The organism is Glutamicibacter sp. BS14 (assembly GCF_056934375.1).
Map to the genome: position 1 here is coordinate 2030264 of NZ_CM167801.1, position 18536 is coordinate 2048799.

At 60.1% G+C, this 18536-nt stretch carries 17 protein-coding genes; 15 read left to right on the plus strand and 2 right to left on the minus strand.

Annotated features, from left to right (window positions below):
• The first annotated feature begins 45 nt into the window (after positions 1-45).
• The 13 genes from murG (at position 46) to nrdR (ending at position 14798) form a co-directional block, all read left to right on the plus strand.
• On the plus strand, positions 46-1167 hold the full coding sequence (gene murG, locus AC1Z36_RS09645) for an undecaprenyldiphospho-muramoylpentapeptide beta-N-acetylglucosaminyltransferase (RefSeq protein ID WP_332594671.1): 1122 nt from the start codon (positions 46-48) through the stop codon (positions 1165-1167).
• Between the two features lie 4 nt (positions 1168-1171).
• A complete protein-coding gene (murC, locus tag AC1Z36_RS09650; RefSeq protein WP_105661483.1) occupies positions 1172-2569 on the plus strand; it encodes a UDP-N-acetylmuramate--L-alanine ligase in 1398 nt (465 codons plus the stop codon).
• Positions 2570-2631: 62 nt separating this feature from the next.
• Positions 2632-3366 carry a cell division protein FtsQ/DivIB gene (locus tag AC1Z36_RS09655; RefSeq protein WP_105656798.1) on the plus strand — a complete coding sequence of 245 codons (735 nt, stop codon included), beginning with the start codon at positions 2632-2634 and terminating at the stop codon, positions 3364-3366.
• Between the two features lie 219 nt (positions 3367-3585).
• Positions 3586-4785 (plus strand): cell division protein FtsZ, encoded by a 1200-nt coding sequence (gene ftsZ / locus AC1Z36_RS09660; protein WP_105656797.1) that lies wholly within the window; start codon positions 3586-3588, stop codon positions 4783-4785.
• 20 nt (positions 4786-4805) lie between these two features.
• Positions 4806-5528, plus strand: a complete 723-nt coding sequence (locus AC1Z36_RS09665; protein ID WP_105661482.1) for a purine nucleoside phosphorylase YfiH/LACC1 family protein — start codon at positions 4806-4808, stop codon at positions 5526-5528.
• Between the two features lie 125 nt (positions 5529-5653).
• Positions 5654-6205 carry a cell division protein SepF gene (locus AC1Z36_RS09670; RefSeq protein WP_105656795.1) on the plus strand — a complete coding sequence of 184 codons (552 nt, stop codon included), beginning with the start codon at positions 5654-5656 and terminating at the stop codon, positions 6203-6205.
• A gap of 23 nt (positions 6206-6228) precedes the next feature.
• Positions 6229-6525 carry a YggT family protein gene (locus AC1Z36_RS09675; RefSeq protein ID WP_105656794.1) on the plus strand — a complete coding sequence of 99 codons (297 nt, stop codon included), beginning with the start codon at positions 6229-6231 and terminating at the stop codon, positions 6523-6525.
• A gap of 230 nt (positions 6526-6755) precedes the next feature.
• Positions 6756-7505, plus strand: coding sequence for a DivIVA domain-containing protein (locus AC1Z36_RS09680; protein ID WP_105656793.1), 750 nt, complete (start codon positions 6756-6758; stop codon positions 7503-7505).
• 97 nt (positions 7506-7602) lie between these two features.
• Positions 7603-8184, plus strand: coding sequence for a signal peptidase II (lspA, locus tag AC1Z36_RS09685; RefSeq protein ID WP_105661481.1), 582 nt, complete (start codon positions 7603-7605; stop codon positions 8182-8184).
• Complete coding sequence (locus tag AC1Z36_RS09690) at positions 8181-9125, plus strand: RluA family pseudouridine synthase (RefSeq protein WP_105661480.1); 945 nt, start codon at positions 8181-8183, stop codon at positions 9123-9125. Before lspA ends, AC1Z36_RS09690 begins: the two co-directional genes overlap by 4 nt.
• 106 nt (positions 9126-9231) lie before the next feature.
• Positions 9232-12795 (plus strand): DNA polymerase III subunit alpha, encoded by a 3564-nt coding sequence (gene dnaE, locus AC1Z36_RS09695; RefSeq protein ID WP_105656790.1) that lies wholly within the window; start codon positions 9232-9234, stop codon positions 12793-12795.
• A gap of 77 nt (positions 12796-12872) precedes the next feature.
• On the plus strand, positions 12873-14225 hold the full coding sequence (hisD, locus tag AC1Z36_RS09700) for a histidinol dehydrogenase (protein ID WP_105656789.1): 1353 nt from the start codon (positions 12873-12875) through the stop codon (positions 14223-14225).
• 84 nt (positions 14226-14309) lie between these two features.
• On the plus strand, positions 14310-14798 hold the full coding sequence (gene nrdR / locus AC1Z36_RS09705) for a transcriptional regulator NrdR (protein ID WP_105656788.1): 489 nt from the start codon (positions 14310-14312) through the stop codon (positions 14796-14798).
• An 82-nt stretch (positions 14799-14880) separates the two neighbouring features.
• Here the strand turns inward: nrdR and map are convergent, their stop codons facing one another.
• Complete coding sequence (gene map, locus AC1Z36_RS09710) at positions 14881-15756, minus strand: type I methionyl aminopeptidase (RefSeq protein WP_105656787.1); 876 nt, start codon at positions 15754-15756, stop codon at positions 14881-14883.
• A 133-nt stretch (positions 15757-15889) separates the two neighbouring features.
• On the opposite strand from map, the gene AC1Z36_RS09715 reads away from it, so the two are divergent.
• The gene (locus AC1Z36_RS09715; protein ID WP_105656786.1) at positions 15890-16084 is read left to right on the plus strand and encodes a hypothetical protein; all 195 of its coding nucleotides are present in this window, start codon (positions 15890-15892) and stop codon (positions 16082-16084) included.
• Between the two features lie 110 nt (positions 16085-16194).
• On the opposite strand, the gene panB is transcribed toward AC1Z36_RS09715, so the two are convergent.
• On the minus strand, positions 16195-17031 hold the full coding sequence (panB, locus tag AC1Z36_RS09720; protein WP_133834276.1) for a 3-methyl-2-oxobutanoate hydroxymethyltransferase: 837 nt from the start codon (positions 17029-17031) through the stop codon (positions 16195-16197).
• Between the two features lie 136 nt (positions 17032-17167).
• Between panB and glnA the strand changes: the two genes are divergently transcribed.
• Positions 17168-18508, plus strand: coding sequence for a type I glutamate--ammonia ligase (gene glnA / locus AC1Z36_RS09725; RefSeq protein ID WP_105656784.1), 1341 nt, complete (start codon positions 17168-17170; stop codon positions 18506-18508).
• Positions 18509-18536 lie beyond the last annotated feature (28 nt).

Sequence of the window (18536 nt, forward strand, 5' to 3'; positions counted from 1 at the left end):
GACGTTGATCCTGCCCATTGGCAGGACGAAGGAGTACAGCAACAGATGAGCGAAGCACTTCGTCTAGTCGTCGCCGGCGGCGGAACTGCCGGCCATATCTCGCCCATGCTGGCCATAGCTGATGCCGTGAAGGCCGAGCATCCCGAAGCAATGGTCACAGCACTGGGTTCTCCCGGTGGCCTGGAAACCAAGCTGGTGCCGGAAGCCGGCTACCCGCTCGAACTCATCCCCAAGGCCCCGATGCCACGCAGCATCAACATGGATCTGCTCAAGTTCCCTTTCCGTTTCATCAAGGCCATTAACAACGCGAAGAACGTTCTGCGCACTACCAAGGCCGAGGCCGTCCTGGGCGTCGGCGGTTATGTCTGCACCCCGGCATATCTTGCCGCGAAGCAGCTGAAGCTGCCGATCTTCGTGCATGAGGCCAACTCCGTTGCCGGCATGGCAAACAAGCTCGGGGCAAAGAACGCGGCATTCGTCGGAACCACTTTCGCCAACACCGGGCTGCCCGGTGAGATGCAGGTGGGCATGCCGATGCGCTCCAACGTTGCCACCATGGACAAAGCCGCGCTGCGAGGCGAAGCACGCGGGTACTTCGGTATCACCGGGCAGAAGCCGGTACTTCTGGTCACCGGTGGATCCTCCGGAGCGCAGAGCATCAATACCGCCATCGAGCAGTCCCTGGACGAGCTGAACGCAGCTGGCATCCACACTATCCACATCACCGGACGCGGAAAGCAGATTCTGGACGCCTCGGGCAATCTGCTGTCCCATGAAGGCTACAGCCAGACCGAATACGTGGACCGCATGGACTACGCCTACGCCGTCGCGGATTTGATGATCTGCCGCTCCGGCGCGGGCACCGTCTGCGAACTGGCCGTAGCTGGCACGGCCTCGGTACTGGTTCCGCTGCCCATCGGCAACGGCGAGCAAAAGCTCAACGCCCGTGAACTGGTCGCTGCCGGGGGAGCCGTCCTGGTTTCCGACGCGGAGTTCACAAAGTCCTATATCAGCGAAAATGTCATCAATCTGCTGACCGATCAGCATAAAATTGAAAAGATGTCTCAAGCCGCTGCCTCATTGGGGCAGCGCGACGCCGCGCAGATCATGGCGCGACGGATTATTGATGAAGTTTCAACCCGCCGCCGTGCGGGTCAGGAAGGCTAGAACCATGGCACTGCGAGCCGACGAACTGAACGCCGATCTGGGCAAGGTACACCTGATGGGTGTAGGCGGGGTTGGCGTATCAGCGGTTGCACGGCTGCTGCTCGACTACGGCCTGGCTGTCTCCGGCACCGATGCCAAGGATCTCCCGGTGCTCGATGGCTTGCGTGAGCGCGGCGCGCGAATCCACGTAGGCTACGACCCAGCGAACCTCGGCGACGCCGACACCGTGGTGATCTCCTCGATCATCAAGGCCGGAAACCCGGAATATGACGAAGCCCTGCGCCGCGGACTGCGAATCTTGCACCGCTCCGAAGGCCTGGAAGCTACCATGCGCGGCCACGAGAAGATCGTGGCCATCGCCGGTACTCACGGCAAGACCACCACCACTTCGCTGACCGCCCATATGCTCAAGACCATTGGCGCGCGTCCGAGCTTCGCCGTGGGAGCGAATATTCCAAGCCTGGGCACCAACGCCGAGCTCGGGGCCGGATCCTACTTCGTGGCCGAAGCGGACGAATCCGACGCTTCCTTCCTCAACTACCGGCCGGATGCCATCATCGTGACCAACGTCGAAGCCGACCACCTGGATCACTACGGTACCGCTGAAGCAGTGCACCAGGCCTTCGTGGACTTCGCCAGGCTATTGCCGGCAGACGGCTTGCTGATCTGCTGTGCAGATGATGAGGGTTCCAACGATCTGGCGCACAAGATGCGCGCAGAGCGTCCGGAAATCCGCGTGCAGACCTACGGCTTCAGCGATCACGCCGACCGCCGCCTTTCCGATGCCCGCGCCACCGAAGACGGCCGCTTCACCGCAACCATCGAATGGGGCAGCGGACAAAGCCGCATCCTGGATCTGGCAGTGCCCGGCCAGCACAACCTGCTTAATGCTGCCGCCGCATTGTCTGTCGGCATTGATGCAGGTGTGGACGTTGACGAAGCGCTGCAGGCGCTCTCCAGTTTCTCCGGGGCAGCTCGCCGATTCGAATTCAAGGGTGAAGCCGCAGAGGTCCGTGTCTACGACGACTACGCGCACCACCCGACCGAGGTGCAGGCAGCGCTGACCGCCGGCCGTACGGTGGCCGGCAACGGCCGGCTGCACATTGTCTTCCAGCCGCACCTGTTCAGCCGTACCCAAGAGTTCTTCCGCCAATTCGCCCAGGCCTTGTCCCTGGCCGATTCGGTGGCCGTGCTGGATATCTACCCGGCACGTGAAGAACCTATCGATGGCGTGGACAGCGAACTGATCGCATCGCGCATCGAGGTTCCTGCCCAGGTACTTTCGCCGGCAGCCGCTGTAGCGCACGTGGTTGAGCAGTCCGAGCCGGGCGATGTCATCATGACCATTGGCGCCGGCGATGTCACAGCGCTAGGCCCAGACATCGTCAAGTCGCTGAGCTGACGAATTCCGTCCCGAGTCCGAGGCCATCGCAGTTGGTCCACTTCCGTCTACCAAGGTGATCCATGGGTGAAGCAGCAAAAGTCGTAGAACTTCCGGAGAGCCCGGAGAAAAAACGGCGCAAGATCCTGATTATTCTCACGGCATGCATCGTCGTGCTCAGCCTCGCTGCGGTTTTGATCTTGAGCTTCTCACCGGTGATCGCTGCCAAGAAGATCGAAGTAACCGGCACCAAGCTGGTCAATTCCGAGAAGCTGGGGAAGTCCCTGGAACCATTGAAGGGCGTTCCGCTGCCGCGGATCTCTGAATCGAGGGTCCAGGAGCTGATCGGCGAGCAGCCGGCCATCGACGAAATCGTGGTCAAGGCCCAGATGCCCAACACCTTGGTCGTTGAGGTAATCGAAGCTGTGCCGGTGGCCATCTTGCTGGAGGGCAAGAAGCAGTACCTGGTCTCCGAGACCGGCAAGAAGCTTCGCACCGTCGGCAAGAATGACAAGGACCAGTTGCCCAAGATCAAGGCCACCGACGTCACTGCTGATCCGGAGCAGTTCAAGCTGCTGACCGGAATCTTGAGCACCGTTGACAAGAAAGTGCTCAAGGAAGTCTCAACGGCATCCTTGTCCAAGGCAGGGTTCGCCGAACTGGCGTTGCCGAAGAACCGCACTTTGATTTGGGGAGACGCCAAGAAAGCGGCCCTGAAAAATGAAGTGGCGACGATCTTCTTGAAAGAGCTTGAGAAAAAGCACGCGGCCAAGACGACCATCGACGTCACCAACCCAGAAAATCCCGTGGTCTATTAAGTCGCGGTGCTCTGGGCGCGGGAAGACCAATAAGCCAAGAAATTCTGGAAAGATAGTTTTGAATAAGCGACACGCCTAGGCGGTCGTTGCAGAAAGACCACACGACTCATAGCGTTTCTAATAACGACAGCTTGACAGAATCTTAACCTTAAGGCTAAAGGTGAAGGTCTTTAGCTGGAGTCGTGAAATATGTAGCACATCTAACAAGGGAAGCGGGACGTGGCAGCTCCACAGAATTACCTCGCGGTCATTAAAGTCGTCGGAATCGGCGGTGGCGGTGTAAACGCAGTCAATCGAATGATCGAAGTCGGTCTCAAGGGCGTAGAGTTCATCGCCATTAACACCGATGCCCAGGCTCTGCTTATGAGTGATGCCGACGTCAAACTCGACGTAGGACGCGAACTGACTCGTGGCCTGGGCGCTGGCGCCAACCCTGATGTGGGACGCCAGGCAGCGGAAGATCATGTAGAAGAAATCGAAGACGTCCTGCGCGGCGCGGACATGGTCTTCGTGACCGCTGGCGAAGGCGGCGGTACTGGTACCGGCGGCGCGCCGGTCGTGGCCCGCATTGCCCGCTCGCTTGGCGCGCTGACCATCGGCGTGGTCACCCGTCCATTCACCTTCGAGGGTCGCCGCCGCGCTAACTCCGCCGAGTCGGGCATCGAAGCCCTGCGCGACGAAGTGGATACCCTCATTGTGATCCCGAACGATCGACTGCTGTCGATCTCGGATCGCAACGTATCGGTGCTCGATGCATTCCGCCAGGCAGACCAGGTTCTGCTCTCCGGCGTGCAGGGCATTACCGACCTGATCACTACCTCGGGCCTGATCAACCTCGACTTCGCCGACGTGAAGTCCGTTATGCAGGGCGCAGGCTCGGCATTGATGGGCATCGGTTCGGCGCGGGGCGAAGACCGTGCAGTGAAGGCAGCGGAGCTGGCTATTGCCTCGCCACTGCTCGAAGCTTCTATCGATGGCGCCCACGGCGTCCTGCTCTCCATCCAGGGCGGCTCCGACCTCGGCTTGTTCGAAATCAACGAAGCTGCACGCCTCGTGCAGGAAGTTGCCCACCCGGAAGCCAACATCATCTTCGGTGCCGTCATTGACGACGCCTTGGGCGACGAAGCACGTGTCACCGTGATTGCAGCCGGCTTCGACGAGCCAGATGTCACCAGCAAGCCAATGGCACCGGTCGCAGCAAAGCCAGCTGTCTCCGCGCGCCCGGCTGAGCAAGTGCCAGCGAGCATTCCAGAAACACCAGCACCTGCTGCAACCGAAGCTGCGAAGCCAGCCCAGGTTGCTCATGAGAAGCCAGCTGCCGCAGAGCAGGCTAGCTCCTTCCAGGACCTTCCAGATGTTGTCGACTCGGACCTGAATGGTTCGAACGACGACCTGGATGTCCCGGACTTCCTGAAGTAAAAACAGCAAGAAGCTGAGCAGTGCTACATTTCGCGTCGAACCTCGATCCGAGCATCCAACTGGCATTCACATCGCAGGCTGAGGGAAACCTCGCCCTGCACGTGAATGACGATCCCCGCCTTGTGGCGGAGAATCGAGCCAAATTGGAGGACTTGATCGGGGTTCGACGCTTCTCGCTTAACTTCATGAACCAGGTGCACTCCGCCGATGTATATGAGGTCACGCCGGTGCGGCGCACCTCGTGGCTAGAGCCGGCAGCGCCAACCTGCGATGGATTGCTGGACCCAACTGGCACCCAGCCCCTGGCAGTGATGGTCGCCGACTGCCTTCCGGTGCTCTTTGTCGGAAGAAACACGCGCGATGGGCAAACCCTGAGTGCCGCAACCCACGCCGGCCGGCGCGGGCTGCTCGACGGGATCCTGGCAAAAACGGTCGAGGGCCTGAAGGCTCATGGTGCCGACACAGTGGAAGCCGTGATCGGCCCTTCGATCTGCGGCCGATGCTATGAAGTTCCAGAAAGCATGGCCCAGGAATCCGAAGAGTTGCGCACCGGGATTCGCACCACGACTCGCTGGGGGACCCATGGGCTGGACCTTCCGGCCTCAGCCGAACAAGAACTGCGCGGCCTCGGGGTGGACGTGCGGCAATCCGGTGTCTGCACCTTGGAAGACGAAAGCTACTATTCCTACCGGCGTTCAAGCCGTGCAGGACGACTTGCCGGACTCATCTGGACCGCCGCGTAGGCGTGCGCGACACACCGCCAAGAATTGATCGAATGAACGATGCCTGCATTATTTTGTGCGGTAGCGTCGAAGTAGCGGAAGCGTGCAATGGGGTTGCATGCATGGGATAAACGAGGAGAAACATCGTGGCTGACGGACTGCGTAAGGCAATGGTATATCTCGGCTTGGCGGACGCCGTCGAGCAGGAAGAGACCCAGACACAACACGCTGAGCCCAAAACCCAGGTTCGGGTAGTTGAGGACACAGCTCCAAAGCGACCTGCCGAAGCCCCACGCCCACAGCCTGTTGCAAGGCAGGCTGCGCCGCAAACACAAGCTAGAGAACCAGAGACGGAATACCGTGCTCCGGTCACCCCTATTAAGCGTGCCCCTTCAGTACGGGATGAGGATTCCGAATTGCGTCAGATTACTACCGTCCACCCTCGTTCTTATAACGATGCCAAGATCATCGGTGAGAACTTCCGTGACGGCATCCCGGTGATTATGAATGTCACCGACATGGGTGAAACCGATGCCAAGCGCCTCGTCGACTTCTCGGCCGGTCTTGTTTTCGCCCTGCACGGCTCCATTGAGCGAGTCACGAACAAGGTCTTCTTGCTCTCACCAGCGACCGTTGAGGTCCTCGGTGAAGATCGCAAGCAGTCCGAAGCGCAAGCAACCTTCTTTAATCAGAGCTAAGACACCAGGAGCACAAGCACAAAATGGTGTTCGGGATCATCTATCTCGCCTTAGCCATCCTCCAGATTCTGCTCTTAATGAGAATTGTGTTGGATGTAACGGAAAGCTTTGCTCGCCACTGGCGACCCAAAGGCATCGCATTGATTGTCGCAAGTGCAATCGTGTCGATTACCGATCCTCCGCTGCGCTGGTTGCGCCGGAAGATCAAACCCCTGGATCTCGGCGGAATTCGTCTTGACCTGTCCTTTCTTGTGTTGTTCATCGTCGTAATCATTCTTAAAGCGGTGGTAGCCAACCTGGGTCTCAGGACAGGGATCTGATTAGGGCATTTCCGTGCTTCACGGGGATTGTCCTGAGCAGTCAAAAGCTGTAGATTCAAAGAATAAGAGACTCGCGCGTAAGCTCGATTTCGTAATAATTGTCCAAATCGTTATATCCTTTAGGAAATGGTGCTCCGACTTCACCGGTCGCGACACTGACAAAAACGGTAAGTGTTTCGCAAGGCAAGACAATGGTCGTGCGGAAATGATCCCAGTATTGAGGTGACCCAATGGCTCTGACGCCAGAAGACGTAGTCAATAAGCGGTTTCAGCCGACCAAGTTCCGTGAAGGCTACGACCAAGACGAGGTAGATGACTTCCTCGACGAAATCGTTGTGGAGCTGCGTCGCCTAACCGGTGAGAACGAGGCTCTGCGCAGCCGCCTTGCCGAACTTGGCGAAGATGCGGGTTCGGTATCGAAGGAGCAGGCTGTTCCTGCACCTGTTTCGGCCGCTCCAGTTACTCCTGCTGCTCCAGCTGCTAAGCCAGCTGAAGAGAAGAAGGCAGAAGCTAAGCCTGCAGAGCCAGCGAAGGCAGAAACCCCAGCTGCCAAGCCAGCTGAGGAAAAGAAGGCAGAAGCTAAGCCAGCTGCCGCTGAGAAGGCACCTGCAGCTCCGGCCGCAGCAGCAGCGCCAGCTGCAACTCCTCGCTCCGAATCCGCAGAGTCGGCAGCCAACGTGCTGTCCATGGCTCAGCGTCTGCACGACGAGTACGTCGCTGCCGGTGTCGAGCAGCGCGACAAGATCATCTCCGAAGCGAAGACCGAAGCTAACACCTTGGTCACCACCGCTGAAGAGAAGAGCCGCAAGACCTTGTCGGCCTTGGAGCAGCAGAAGTCGGTTCTGGAGCGCAAGCTCGAGCAGTTGCGTGGCTTCGAACGCGATTACCGTGCTCGCCTGAAGACCTACATCGAAGGACAGCTGCGTGACCTTGAGTCCCAGGGTTCGATCGATGCTGGTGCGGCAGGCAAGACCAGCTAGTCGCTGACAGTTCATAACTTGATCTAGCTATCAAGTAAGATCAACGGTGGTGAACGGATACATTCCGATCACCACCGTTGACGTTTAAGAGGAAATAATGGGTACCACTGTGGACGCAGTTCAATCCGGAAACGCGGGCGCGAAGGCGAAGAAATACGTTGGCCTTGGCCTCGTGATCGCTCTGATCGCGCTGGTACTGGACCAAACCGTCAAAATTGCCGTTGAACAGAACATGCGGCTTGGCCAATCGATTGAAGTGATTCCCGGATTCTTCAACATCCACTACATCCTGAACCCTGGTGCCGCCTTCTCCATCGGCGAAGACTTCACCATAGTCTTCGCGATCCTGCAATCGGCAGTCGCGGTCTACGTCATTTACCTGTTTTTCCGCAAGGTGCTGTCCAGAAGCTGGGCCATAGCCCTGGGCTGCCTGCTCGGCGGTGTCCTGGGCAATGTCGTGGACCGGCTGTTCCGTGAACCGGGCTTCGGATTCGGCCATGTGGTAGACATGTTTTCCGTCACCCACTTCGCTATCTTCAACGTCGCCGACTCCTTCATCGTCTGTTCCATGATCGCGGTGGCGTACATGCTCATCCGCGGGCGCAACCTCGATGGCAGCATTGGCGATCCTCCAAAGAAAGACAAGTCCAACAAGGAGGAAGCAGAACCAAACGCATGATCTCGAACGAAACCACCATTCACGAACTGCTGGTTGACCCAGCCGATGCCGGCGCACGCCTTGACGCCTATATCTCCCGGTCCCTGCAGATCCCGCGCACCTTGGCTTCGAGCCTTTGCAAGGATTCGCAGATCCAGGTCAACGGACGAACCATTGCCAAATCTCTGAAGATCAAGGCGGGGGACCAGCTGGTAGTCACCATCCCGCCGCAGGCAGACCCATTAGAAATTAAGGTTGAGAAAGTGGAAGAGCTGAAGATTATCGCGGACGACGATGACTATGTGGTCATCGACAAGCCCGTGGGTGTCGCAGCCCATCCATCCCCGGGGTGGGTGGGCCCGACAGTTGTCGGCGCACTCATGGCCGAGGGCTACAACATCACCACTTCCGGTGCCGCCGAACGCCAAGGCATAGTGCACCGCTTGGACGTGGGCACCAGCGGCCTGATGGTCGTGGCGAAAACCGAACGCGCCTACACCGAACTGAAGCGCGCCTTCAAGGAACGCACCCCCAAGAAGATCTACCATGCGGTGGTGCAGGGCCTGCCTGACCCGCTGGAAGGCACCATCGAGGCGCCGATCGGGCGCCACCCGGGCCACGACTGGAAGTTCGCTGTCCTGGATGGCGGGCGGGACTCGGTCACCCACTACAAGGTGATCGAGGCCTTCGGCCGCGCCTCGCTGGTCGAGGTGCAACTGGAAACCGGGCGCACCCACCAGATCCGCGTCCACTTCTCAGCCTTCGGGCACCCTTGTGCCGGAGACCAGACCTACGGAGCGGATCCCAAGCTGGGTGCCGCTCTGGGCCTGACCCGGCAGTGGCTGCATGCAAAACGTCTTGGATTCTCCCATCCGGTCTCCGGCCAGTGGATGGAATACGAAAGCGAATATCCTGCGGATCTGGCAGGCGCCGTCGAGCTGCTGCGCGAAGGCGGATACTGAGTTCCAAGGTGCTGTTGGCCACTGGCCGGCAGCACCTTGTGTCGTGCTAGCCACAGCACCGCGCCGGGGTGGGCCCAAGTCCGGGTTTGATCGCTAGACTGGTTGGGTGAGTGCTACACGTGACGGATTTGTCCATCTTCATACCCACACCGAATACTCCATGCTGGACGGTGCGGCGCGCCTAGGCGAACTCTTCGCCGAAGCTAACCGGCAGGGCATGGAAGCCATGGCGATTACCGACCATGGCTACCTGTTCGGTGCCTTCGATTTCTGGCGCCAAGCCACCGGAGCTGGCGTTAAGCCGATCATCGGCGTAGAAGCCTATGTCACCCCGGGCACCGCGCGCGACGACAAGACCCGCGTGAAATGGCGTACCGACGAATCGCAAAAGGGCGATGACGTTTCCGGTGGCGGCCTGTACAACCACATGACCCTGCTCTCGTACAACAACAAGGGCATGGACAACCTTTTCAAGGGTTCGTCCCGCGCCTCGCTGGACTCCGTGTTCGGCAAATACCCGCGCTGGGACCGCGAGCTGCTCAACGAGCACCACGAAGGCCTCATTGCCACGACCGGCTGCCCTTCGGGTGAAGTCCAGACCAAGCTTCGCCTGGGCCAGTACGATGCGGCGAAGGCGGCCGCGGCTGAACTGCAGGATTTATTCGGCAAGGAAAACTACTTCTGCGAGATCATGGACCACGGTCTGGAGATCGAACGCCGCATCACCAAGGACCTGCTGCGCCTGGCCAAGGAACTGGGCATTCCGCTGGTGGCTACCAACGACCTGCACTACACCCATGAATCCGATGCCAAGGCCCACGAGGCGCTGCTGGCCATCAACTCCGGCTCCACGCTCGACGAGCCCACCTATGACCAGGGCGGCAGCCGCTTCGCTTTTTCCGGCACCGGCTACTACCTGAAATCGGCGCGCGAAATGCGCGATTTGTTCAAGGAATTTCCTGAAGCCTGCGACAACACCCTGGCGATCGCCGACCGGGTCGAGGTCTCCTTCGACACGAACGCCAACTACATGCCGAAATTCCCTTGCCCGCCGGGGGAGGACGAAACCAGCTGGCTGATCAAGGAAGTCGACAAGGGACTGCACTACCGCTACCCGAACGGCATCCCAGAAGCTTCGCGCAAGCAGGCAGACTACGAGCTGGACGTCATCATCAAGATGGGCTTCCCGGGATACTTCCTGGTCGTGGCCGACTTCATCAACTGGTCCAAGGACCACGGCATCCGTGTTGGCCCGGGGCGTGGTTCGGGTGCAGGCTCCATGGTCGCCTACGCCATGCGGATCACGGACCTCGATCCGCTGGTGCACGGCCTGATCTTCGAGCGTTTCCTGAACCCGGAACGTGTTTCCATGCCCGACTTCGATGTCGACTTCGATGATCGCCGCCGTTCCGAGGTCATCAAGTACGTGACCGAGAAGTACGGTGATGAGCGCGTATCGATGATCGTGACCTACGGTTCAATCAAGACCAAGCAGGCGCTGAAGGACTCATCGCGCGTGCTCGGCTACCCGTTCAGCATGGGCGAGACCCTGACCAAGGCGCTGCCGCCGGCGGTGATGGCCAAGGACATCCCGCTGAACGACATCGAGAACCCGCAATCCAAGCGCTATTCGGAGGCGGGGGACTTCCGCAACCTGGTGGCCAATGACCCGGAGGCGGCCCGCGTCTTCGAGACGGCCAAGGGCCTGGAAGGCCTGAAGCGCCAGTGGGGCGTGCACGCCGCCGGCGTGATCATGAGCTCGGACCCGATCATCGACGTCATCCCCATCATGCGGCGCATCCAGGATGGACAGGTCATTACCCAGTTCGACTACCCGACCTGTGAAGGCCTGGGGCTGATCAAGATGGACTTCCTGGGGTTGCGCAACCTCACCATCATTTCCGATGCCCTGGAGAACATCGAGTACAACACCGGCACCAAAATCGACCTCGAGACCCTGAGTATCGAGGACCCCGAGGCCTACAACCTGCTGGCCCGCGGCGACACCCTGGGCGTGTTCCAGCTCGATGGCGGTCCCATGCGCTCGCTGCTGAAGATGATGCGCCCCGATAACTTCGAAGACATCTCCGCAGTGATCGCGCTGTACCGTCCGGGCCCGATGGGCGCCAACTCCCACACCAACTACGCCCTGCGCAAGACCGGGTTGCAGGAAGTCACCCCAATCCACCCGGAGCTCGCTGAACCGCTGGCAGAGATCCTCGGCGGCACCTACGGCCTGATCGTGTATCAGGAGCAGGTTATGGCTATTGCGCAGAAGCTGGCCGGCTACTCGCTGGGCCAGGCCGATATCTTGCGCCGTGCCATGGGCAAGAAGAAGAAGTCGGAACTGGATAAGCAGTTCGCCGGCTTCAAGCAGGGCATGAACGACAACGGCTACTCGGACGCCGCCGTGCAGACCCTGTGGGACATCTTGCTGCCATTCTCCGACTACGCGTTCAACAAGGCCCACTCGGCCGCGTACGGCGTGGTCTCCTACTGGACCGCCTACCTCAAGGCGCACTACCCGGCCGAATACATGGCCGCGCTGCTGACCTCGGTGGGCGATGACAAGGACAAGCTGGCACTGTACCTGAACGAATGCCGCCACATCGGCATCACCGTGCTGCCGCCGGATGTCAACGAATCGGCGTTGAACTTCACCCCAGTGGGCAAGGATATCCGCTTCGGCATGGGCGCCATCCGCAACGTCGGCACCAATGCGGTGGCCGGCATGGTCGAGGCCCGCACGGAGAAGGGCAACTACAACGACTTCAACGATTTCCTGGGCAAGGTCCCGGCCGTGGTCTGCAACAAGCGAACCATTGAATCGCTGATCAAGGCCGGTGCCTTCGACTCCATGAAGCATCCACGCCGGGCGCTGGTGGCCATCCACGAAGAAGCCGTGGATTCGGTGATCCAGGTCAAGCGCAACGAGGCGGCCAACCAGTTCGACCTGTTCAGCGCCCTGGGCGCGGATGAGTCCTCGGAGTCGATGCACGTGGCGATCCCCGACATGCCCGATTGGGACAAAAAGGAAAAACTGGCCTACGAGCGCGACATGCTCGGCCTGTACGTTTCCGACCACCCGCTGCAGGGACTGGGCTCGGCCCTGGACCAGTACGCTGACATGCCGGTCACGCACGTGCTCTCGGATGACGGCCCGCAGGATGGCCACATCATTTCCATCGCCGGCATGATTTCCGGTCTGCAGCGGCGCATCGCCAAGAAGAGCGGCAACCCGTATGCGCGCTGCGAGATCGAAGACCTCTCCGGTTCGATGGAGGTCATGTTCTTCGGCCAGGCCTACCAGCCGATCGCCGAGATCCTGGCCGATGACCTGATCGTGGTCATCAAGGGGCGCGTGCAGCGCCGCGATGACGGCTCCATCACCCTGAACGCGCAGGAAATGATGATCCCGGAAATTTCCGAGGATGCCAACGGGGGACCGGTAGTCATCGGCATTCCGACACACAAGGCCACCGAGACCCTGGTGCAGAAGCTGGGCGATGTGCTGCGCACCCACAGCGGCAACACCGAGGTGCGGGTGAAGCTCACCGGCAGCCGCGGCACCTCGCTGCTGCGCCTGGGCATGAACTTCAGGGTGAACCCCAATCCTGCCCTGTTCGGCGATTTGAAGGTGCTGCTGGGCCCGCACTGCCTGGACGTATAGGGAAACGGATCACGGCTTGGATGACCGGGGAAGGTAACTAATGAACCTTCCCCGGTCATCGGCGTTAAACTAGGTAGGTGAGCACTATTCCAGAAACCGAATTCTCAGCACTCGCCACCCTTGATTGGCGCAACGAATCCCTGGGCTACGCACAGCTGAAAGCCAAGCTGCCGCGCCCGGAGATGAACTCCCAGACCGCAGCCGAAACCGTGCAGCAGATCATCGATGATGTCCGCGCCCATGGCATGGAAACACTCAAGGACCTGGCCCAGCGCTTTGACCACGTTGAGCTGGAGCATACCCGTGTGCCGCAGCATGAGCTGGACCGCGCCCTGGAAGAACTGGACCCGCAGGTCCGCCTGGCGCTGGAAGAATCCATTGACCGCGCCCGCGTATTCGCCAAGGCCCAGCGCCCGGACGACGCCGAAGTCCGCTACGCTACCGGGGCAACTGTCACCCAGCGCTGGGTCCCGGTGCGCCGCGTCGGCCTGTACGTGCCAGGTGGCCTGGCCGTCTACCCGTCCTCGGTCATCATGAACGCCGTACCTGCCCAGGCAGCCGGCGTCAGCTCGCTAGCCCTGGCCAGCCCGCCGCAGAAGGAATTCGCCGGACTGCCGCACCCCACCATCTTGGCTGCCGCCAAGCTGCTGGGCATCGACGAGGTGCACGCCATGGGCGGTGCCCAGGCTGTTGCCGCGTTCGCCTACGGGGTGGACATGCCGAACGATGAGCGTGGCGGGATCGAACCGGTTGACGTGATCTCCGGTCCAGGCAACGTGTTCGTGGCAACCGCCAAGCGCTTGGTCAAGGGCGTGGTAGGCATTGACGCTGAAGCTGGTCCTACGGAAATCGCGATTCTTGCCGACAAGGGAGCTAACCCGGGCTTCGTCGCTGCCGATATGATTTCGCAGGCAGAACACGATGCCAACGCCGCGGCCGTGCTGATTACCGATTCACCTGAACTAGCTGCTGGCGTGCGCAAGGAACTCATGGTGCAGGTTGCCGCCACCAAGCACTCCGCCCGTGTGACAGAGGCACTGTCAGGATCCCAATCGGCCGTCATCTTGGTCAAGGACCTGGAGCAGGGGATCGAGGTGTGCAACGCCTACGCCGCCGAGCACCTGGAAATCATGGTGGCCGAGGCGGAATCCACCGCGGCCCGCATCACCGCTGCTGGCGCCGTGTTTGTCGGCGCCTATGCCCCGGTTTCGCTGGGCGACTACTGCGCAGGATCCAACCACGTGCTGCCGACCAGTGGCACCGCGCTGCACGCCTCGGGGCTGAACGTGAATACCTTCTTGAAAGCCATCCAGGTGATCAACTACGACAAGGCCGCGCTGGGCGAAGTGGCCGCTCACGTGATTAATCTTGCCAATGCCGAGGACCTGCCAGCCCATGGAGACGCGGTCGCGGTGCGAAACGCGCAATAGACGCTAAACTGTTAGGTGACATGAGTTGATTCTTGCCACCATGGGTGAACCGAGAATGCTTCTTAGGCTACAGATGGAGGTGCCGTGAACTGCCCGTATTGCCGCAATGCGGATTCCCGAGTGGTCGATAGTCGAGTTGCCGACGACGGCGTCTCGATCCGCCGCCGACGCCAGTGCACGGCTTGTTCGCGCCGTTTCACCACCACCGAAACTGCCAGCCTCAACGTGCTCAAGCAGTCCGGTGCCGTAGAACCGTTCTCGCGCAACAAGGTCATTAACGGTGTTCGCAAGGCCTGCCAGGGCCGCCCGGTCACCGATCACGACCTTGCCGTCCTGGCCCAGGAAGTCGAAGAGGCAGTCCGGACCTCCGGGGCTGCTGAAATCCCGGCCCACCAGGTGGGCTTGGCCATCTTGGAGCCATTGTCGCGCCTCGACGAGGTCGCTTACCTGCGCTTTGCCAGTGTCTACCACAACTTCCAGTCGCTGACTGATTTCGAGACCGCCATTGCCCGGCTGCGCGATCGCCGTGGCAAGGTTCCGCAGGGAAACCAGCGTCCGCTCTCGGCCGACTAGCAGTTTTCGCATAGAGCAAACGCCAGTGCCCCAGACCTTTCGAGGTCGCGGGCACTGGCGTTTGGCGTAGGCGTCGCAGCGGCTATGGCAGGGTGAGAATTTCCGCGCCATCGTCGGTGACCAGCAGGGTGTGCTCGAACTGCGCGGTGCGCTTCTTGTCCTTGGTGGTCACGGTCCAGTCGTCTTCCCACATGTCCCATTCGACGGTGCCCAAGGTGAGCATCGGCTCGATGGTGAAAACCATGCCCGGCTCGATGGGAGTGTTGTAGGCCGGCGCCGCATCGTAATGCGGGATGATCAAGCCGGAATGGAAGGCCTCGCCGACGCCGTGGCCGGTGAAGTCGCGGACCACGCCGTAGCCGAACCGCTTGGCGTAGGTTTCAATGCTTCGGCCGATCACATTGATCTCACGCCCTGGCATCACGGCCTTGATGGCGCGCTTCAGCGAGTTTTCGGTGCGCTCGACCAGCAGGCGCGATTCTTCATCCACGTCACCGACCAGGAAGGTGGCGTTGTTATCTCCGTGAACGCCACCGATGAAGGCGGTGATATCGATATTGATGATGTCGCCATCTTGCAACACGGTGGTGTCCGGGATGCCGTGGCAGATGACCTCGTTCAACGAGGAGCACAGCGACTTGGGGAATCCGCGGTAGCCCAAGGTTGACGGGTAGGCGTTGTGATCCATGAGGAATTCGTGGCCAAGCCGATCGAGCTGGTCGGTGGTGGCTCCCGGCTGGCAAGCCTTGCCAACTTCCTGCAGTGCCTGAGCGGCAATCCTTGAAGCTATGCGAATGCGTTCGATGACTTCTGGGCTTTTGATTTCCGAAGCCGTGTTGCTGGCAGGTTCCTTCTTGCCAACGTATTCGGGGCGTTCAATGTGTTTCGGTACCGGAAGTTCCGGGGAGACCGTGCCGGCGGTGAGATTTCCAAGGGGTGCAGTTGAAGCAATAGCCATGCTTTTATTCTAGCTTCACGTATCTGCCGCTTCGCTAGGAGATAGCCGATAGAACAGGTGGTGTTGCACCTATTTTCCGCCGGTTGGGATACCGTGGAAGAAGCAGCAAGAATCGAGAATAGAGGAGTTTTCCATGAGCTCAGTTGGCACCCCGGGCGAGGGGCAGTACTGGTACAACGTCTCGACCAAGACCGTGGAGAATGGCCCGCAGTCTGATTGGTCGCAGTTGCTTGGCCCATATGACACGGTTGCTGAAGCCGAAGCGGCAATGGCGAAGGTCCAGGCACGCAATGAGGCGTGGGACGACGCAGAGGAAGACGACGAGTAGAAGTCAAGGGCACCGAGCCAGGCCGGTGCGGCGAATGGCAAAGCGGTGCGCTGCCACGATGGATGACATCGAGGCAGCGCACCGCTTTGCGATATGGCGTGAGCCGGCTTCTATTCCTTGAACTCGTACTCTGCCGAGGGGAAGGTGCCGGAAACCACGTCCTGGTGGTACTCGCGCACCGCGTTGCCGACAACCTCACGCAGATCAGCGTACTTCTTCACGAAGCGCGGGGTGCGGCCCCCGCCAAGACCCAGCATGTCCTGCCAAACCAGGACCTGTCCGGTGGTGGAATTGCCAGCGCCGATGCCGATGGTCGGCACCTTCAGCGCGGCATCGATTTTGGCAGCGACCGGGCTTGGCACCATTTCCATCAGGATGCAGAAGGCGCCTGCATCCTGCAATTGCACAGCGTCGTGCTTCATCTGCTCTACTGCGTCGCCACGGCCCTGCACACGGTACCCGCCCAATGCATGCTCGGACTGCGGAGTGAATCCGATGTGCCCGATAACGGGAACTCCGGCAAGGACCATGGCGCGGACATGCTCGGCGTATTGCGCGGTGCCCTCCATCTTGACCGCGTGGGCATGGCCCTCCTTCATCAGGCGCACCGCAGTGGCAACGGCCTGGGCAGGGGACTGCTCGTAGCTGCCAAACGGGAGGTCGGCAACGACCATGGCGCGTTTGGCCCCGTTGGCGACAGCTTTGGTGAACATGATCATTTCGTCGAGGGTAATCGGCAGCGTGGACTCGTAGCCGAGTACGGTATTGGCAGCGGAGTCGCCAACCAGCAGCATCTCGATCCCGGCCGAATCGAAAATCTCTGCCATCATTACGTCATAAGCAGTTAACATCGCGAATTTTTCGCCATTGTCCTTGGCCTGCTGCAAATGATGAAGTCGGATACGGGACGGGCCTTTTTCAGGGTTCCCTAGGTATGGTTGTGGCATGAATCGACTTTATCGCACTTGGACAGGGCGATGCTGATCGTTGGGACGGTTCTGAACCGATATAGTGTTGCCACAGGTCAATTTTCTTACCGGTTGTGATCAGCGCCGGATATCAGAATCCCAAAGGTGGTGGAAAATGGATCGTCAGCAGGAATTTGTACTGCGCACCATTGAAGAACGCGACGTTCGATTTGTGCGAATGTGGTTTACTGACGTCGTTGGTTCGCTCAAGTCGGTGGCGTTGGCTCCTGCTGAAGTTGAAGATGCTTTCGAAGAAGGTCTGGGATTCGATGGTTCCTCCATTGATGGACTGTCCCGGATCTCCGAGTCTGACATGTTGCTTCAGCCAGATCCTGCCACCTTCCAGATCCTGCCGTGGCGCGGCGAAGTCGAACCGACCTCCCGCATGTTCTGCGACATCCTGACCCCTGAGGGCCAGCCGTCCAATGCAGATCCGCGCCAGGTGCTCAAGCGCCAGCTGGCCGAAGCATCGAATATGGGTTTCACTTGCTACACCCACCCGGAGATCGAATTCTATTTGCTGGAGAACGATCAACTGGATGCCAATGGCCGTCCCCAGCCGATCGACAACGGTGGCTACTTCGACCACGTGCCAGATGGCGTGGGGCAGGACTTCCGCCGTGCTTCCGTGACCACGCTGGAAGCGCTGGGCATTTCGGTGGAGTTCTCCCACCACGAAACAGGTCCAGGCCAGAACGAAATCGATCTGCGCTACGCAGATGCCTTGCAGACCGCCGATAACATCATGACCTTCCGTACCGTCATCAAGGAGATGGCGATGCAGAAAGGCATCCACGCAACCTTCATGCCCAAGCCATTTGCCGACCATCCGGGCAGCGGCATGCATACCCACTTCTCCTTGTTCGAAGGTGACGCTAACGCGTTCTTCGAAGCTGGCCGCGAATACCAGCTCTCCGATGTGGCCCGGTCCTTCATCGCCGGCATCTTGCACCATGCGCCGGAAATGACCGCCATCACCAACCAGTACGTGAACTCGTACAAGCGGTTGTGGGGTGGAGGCGAGGCGCCGAGCCACCGTTCGTGGGGGCACAACAACCGCTCGGCACTGGTCCGCGTGCCGCTGTACAAGCCAGGCAAGGGACAGTCCGCCCGCGTGGAATACCGCGGTATCGACTCGGCAGCCAATCCGTACCTGGCCTACGCAGTATTGCTGGGCGCTGGGCTGAAGGGCATCCGCGAAGGCTACGAGCTGGAAGAGCCAACCGAGGATGATGTCTGGAGCCTGTCCACGGCAGAACGCCGCGCCTCGGGCCACGTTCCGCTGCCTGGCAGCCTGCACGACGCATTGCGCGCCATGGAAGAGTCGGAACTGATGGCCGAGATCCTCGGCGAGCAGGTATTCAACTCGTTCCTGTCGAACAAGCGCACCGAATGGGAAGAGTACCGTCAGGTCATTACCCCCTACGAACTGAACAAGTATTTGGGAATCCTCTAGAGACTTCGCCGCGTGAAGCTGCGCGGCG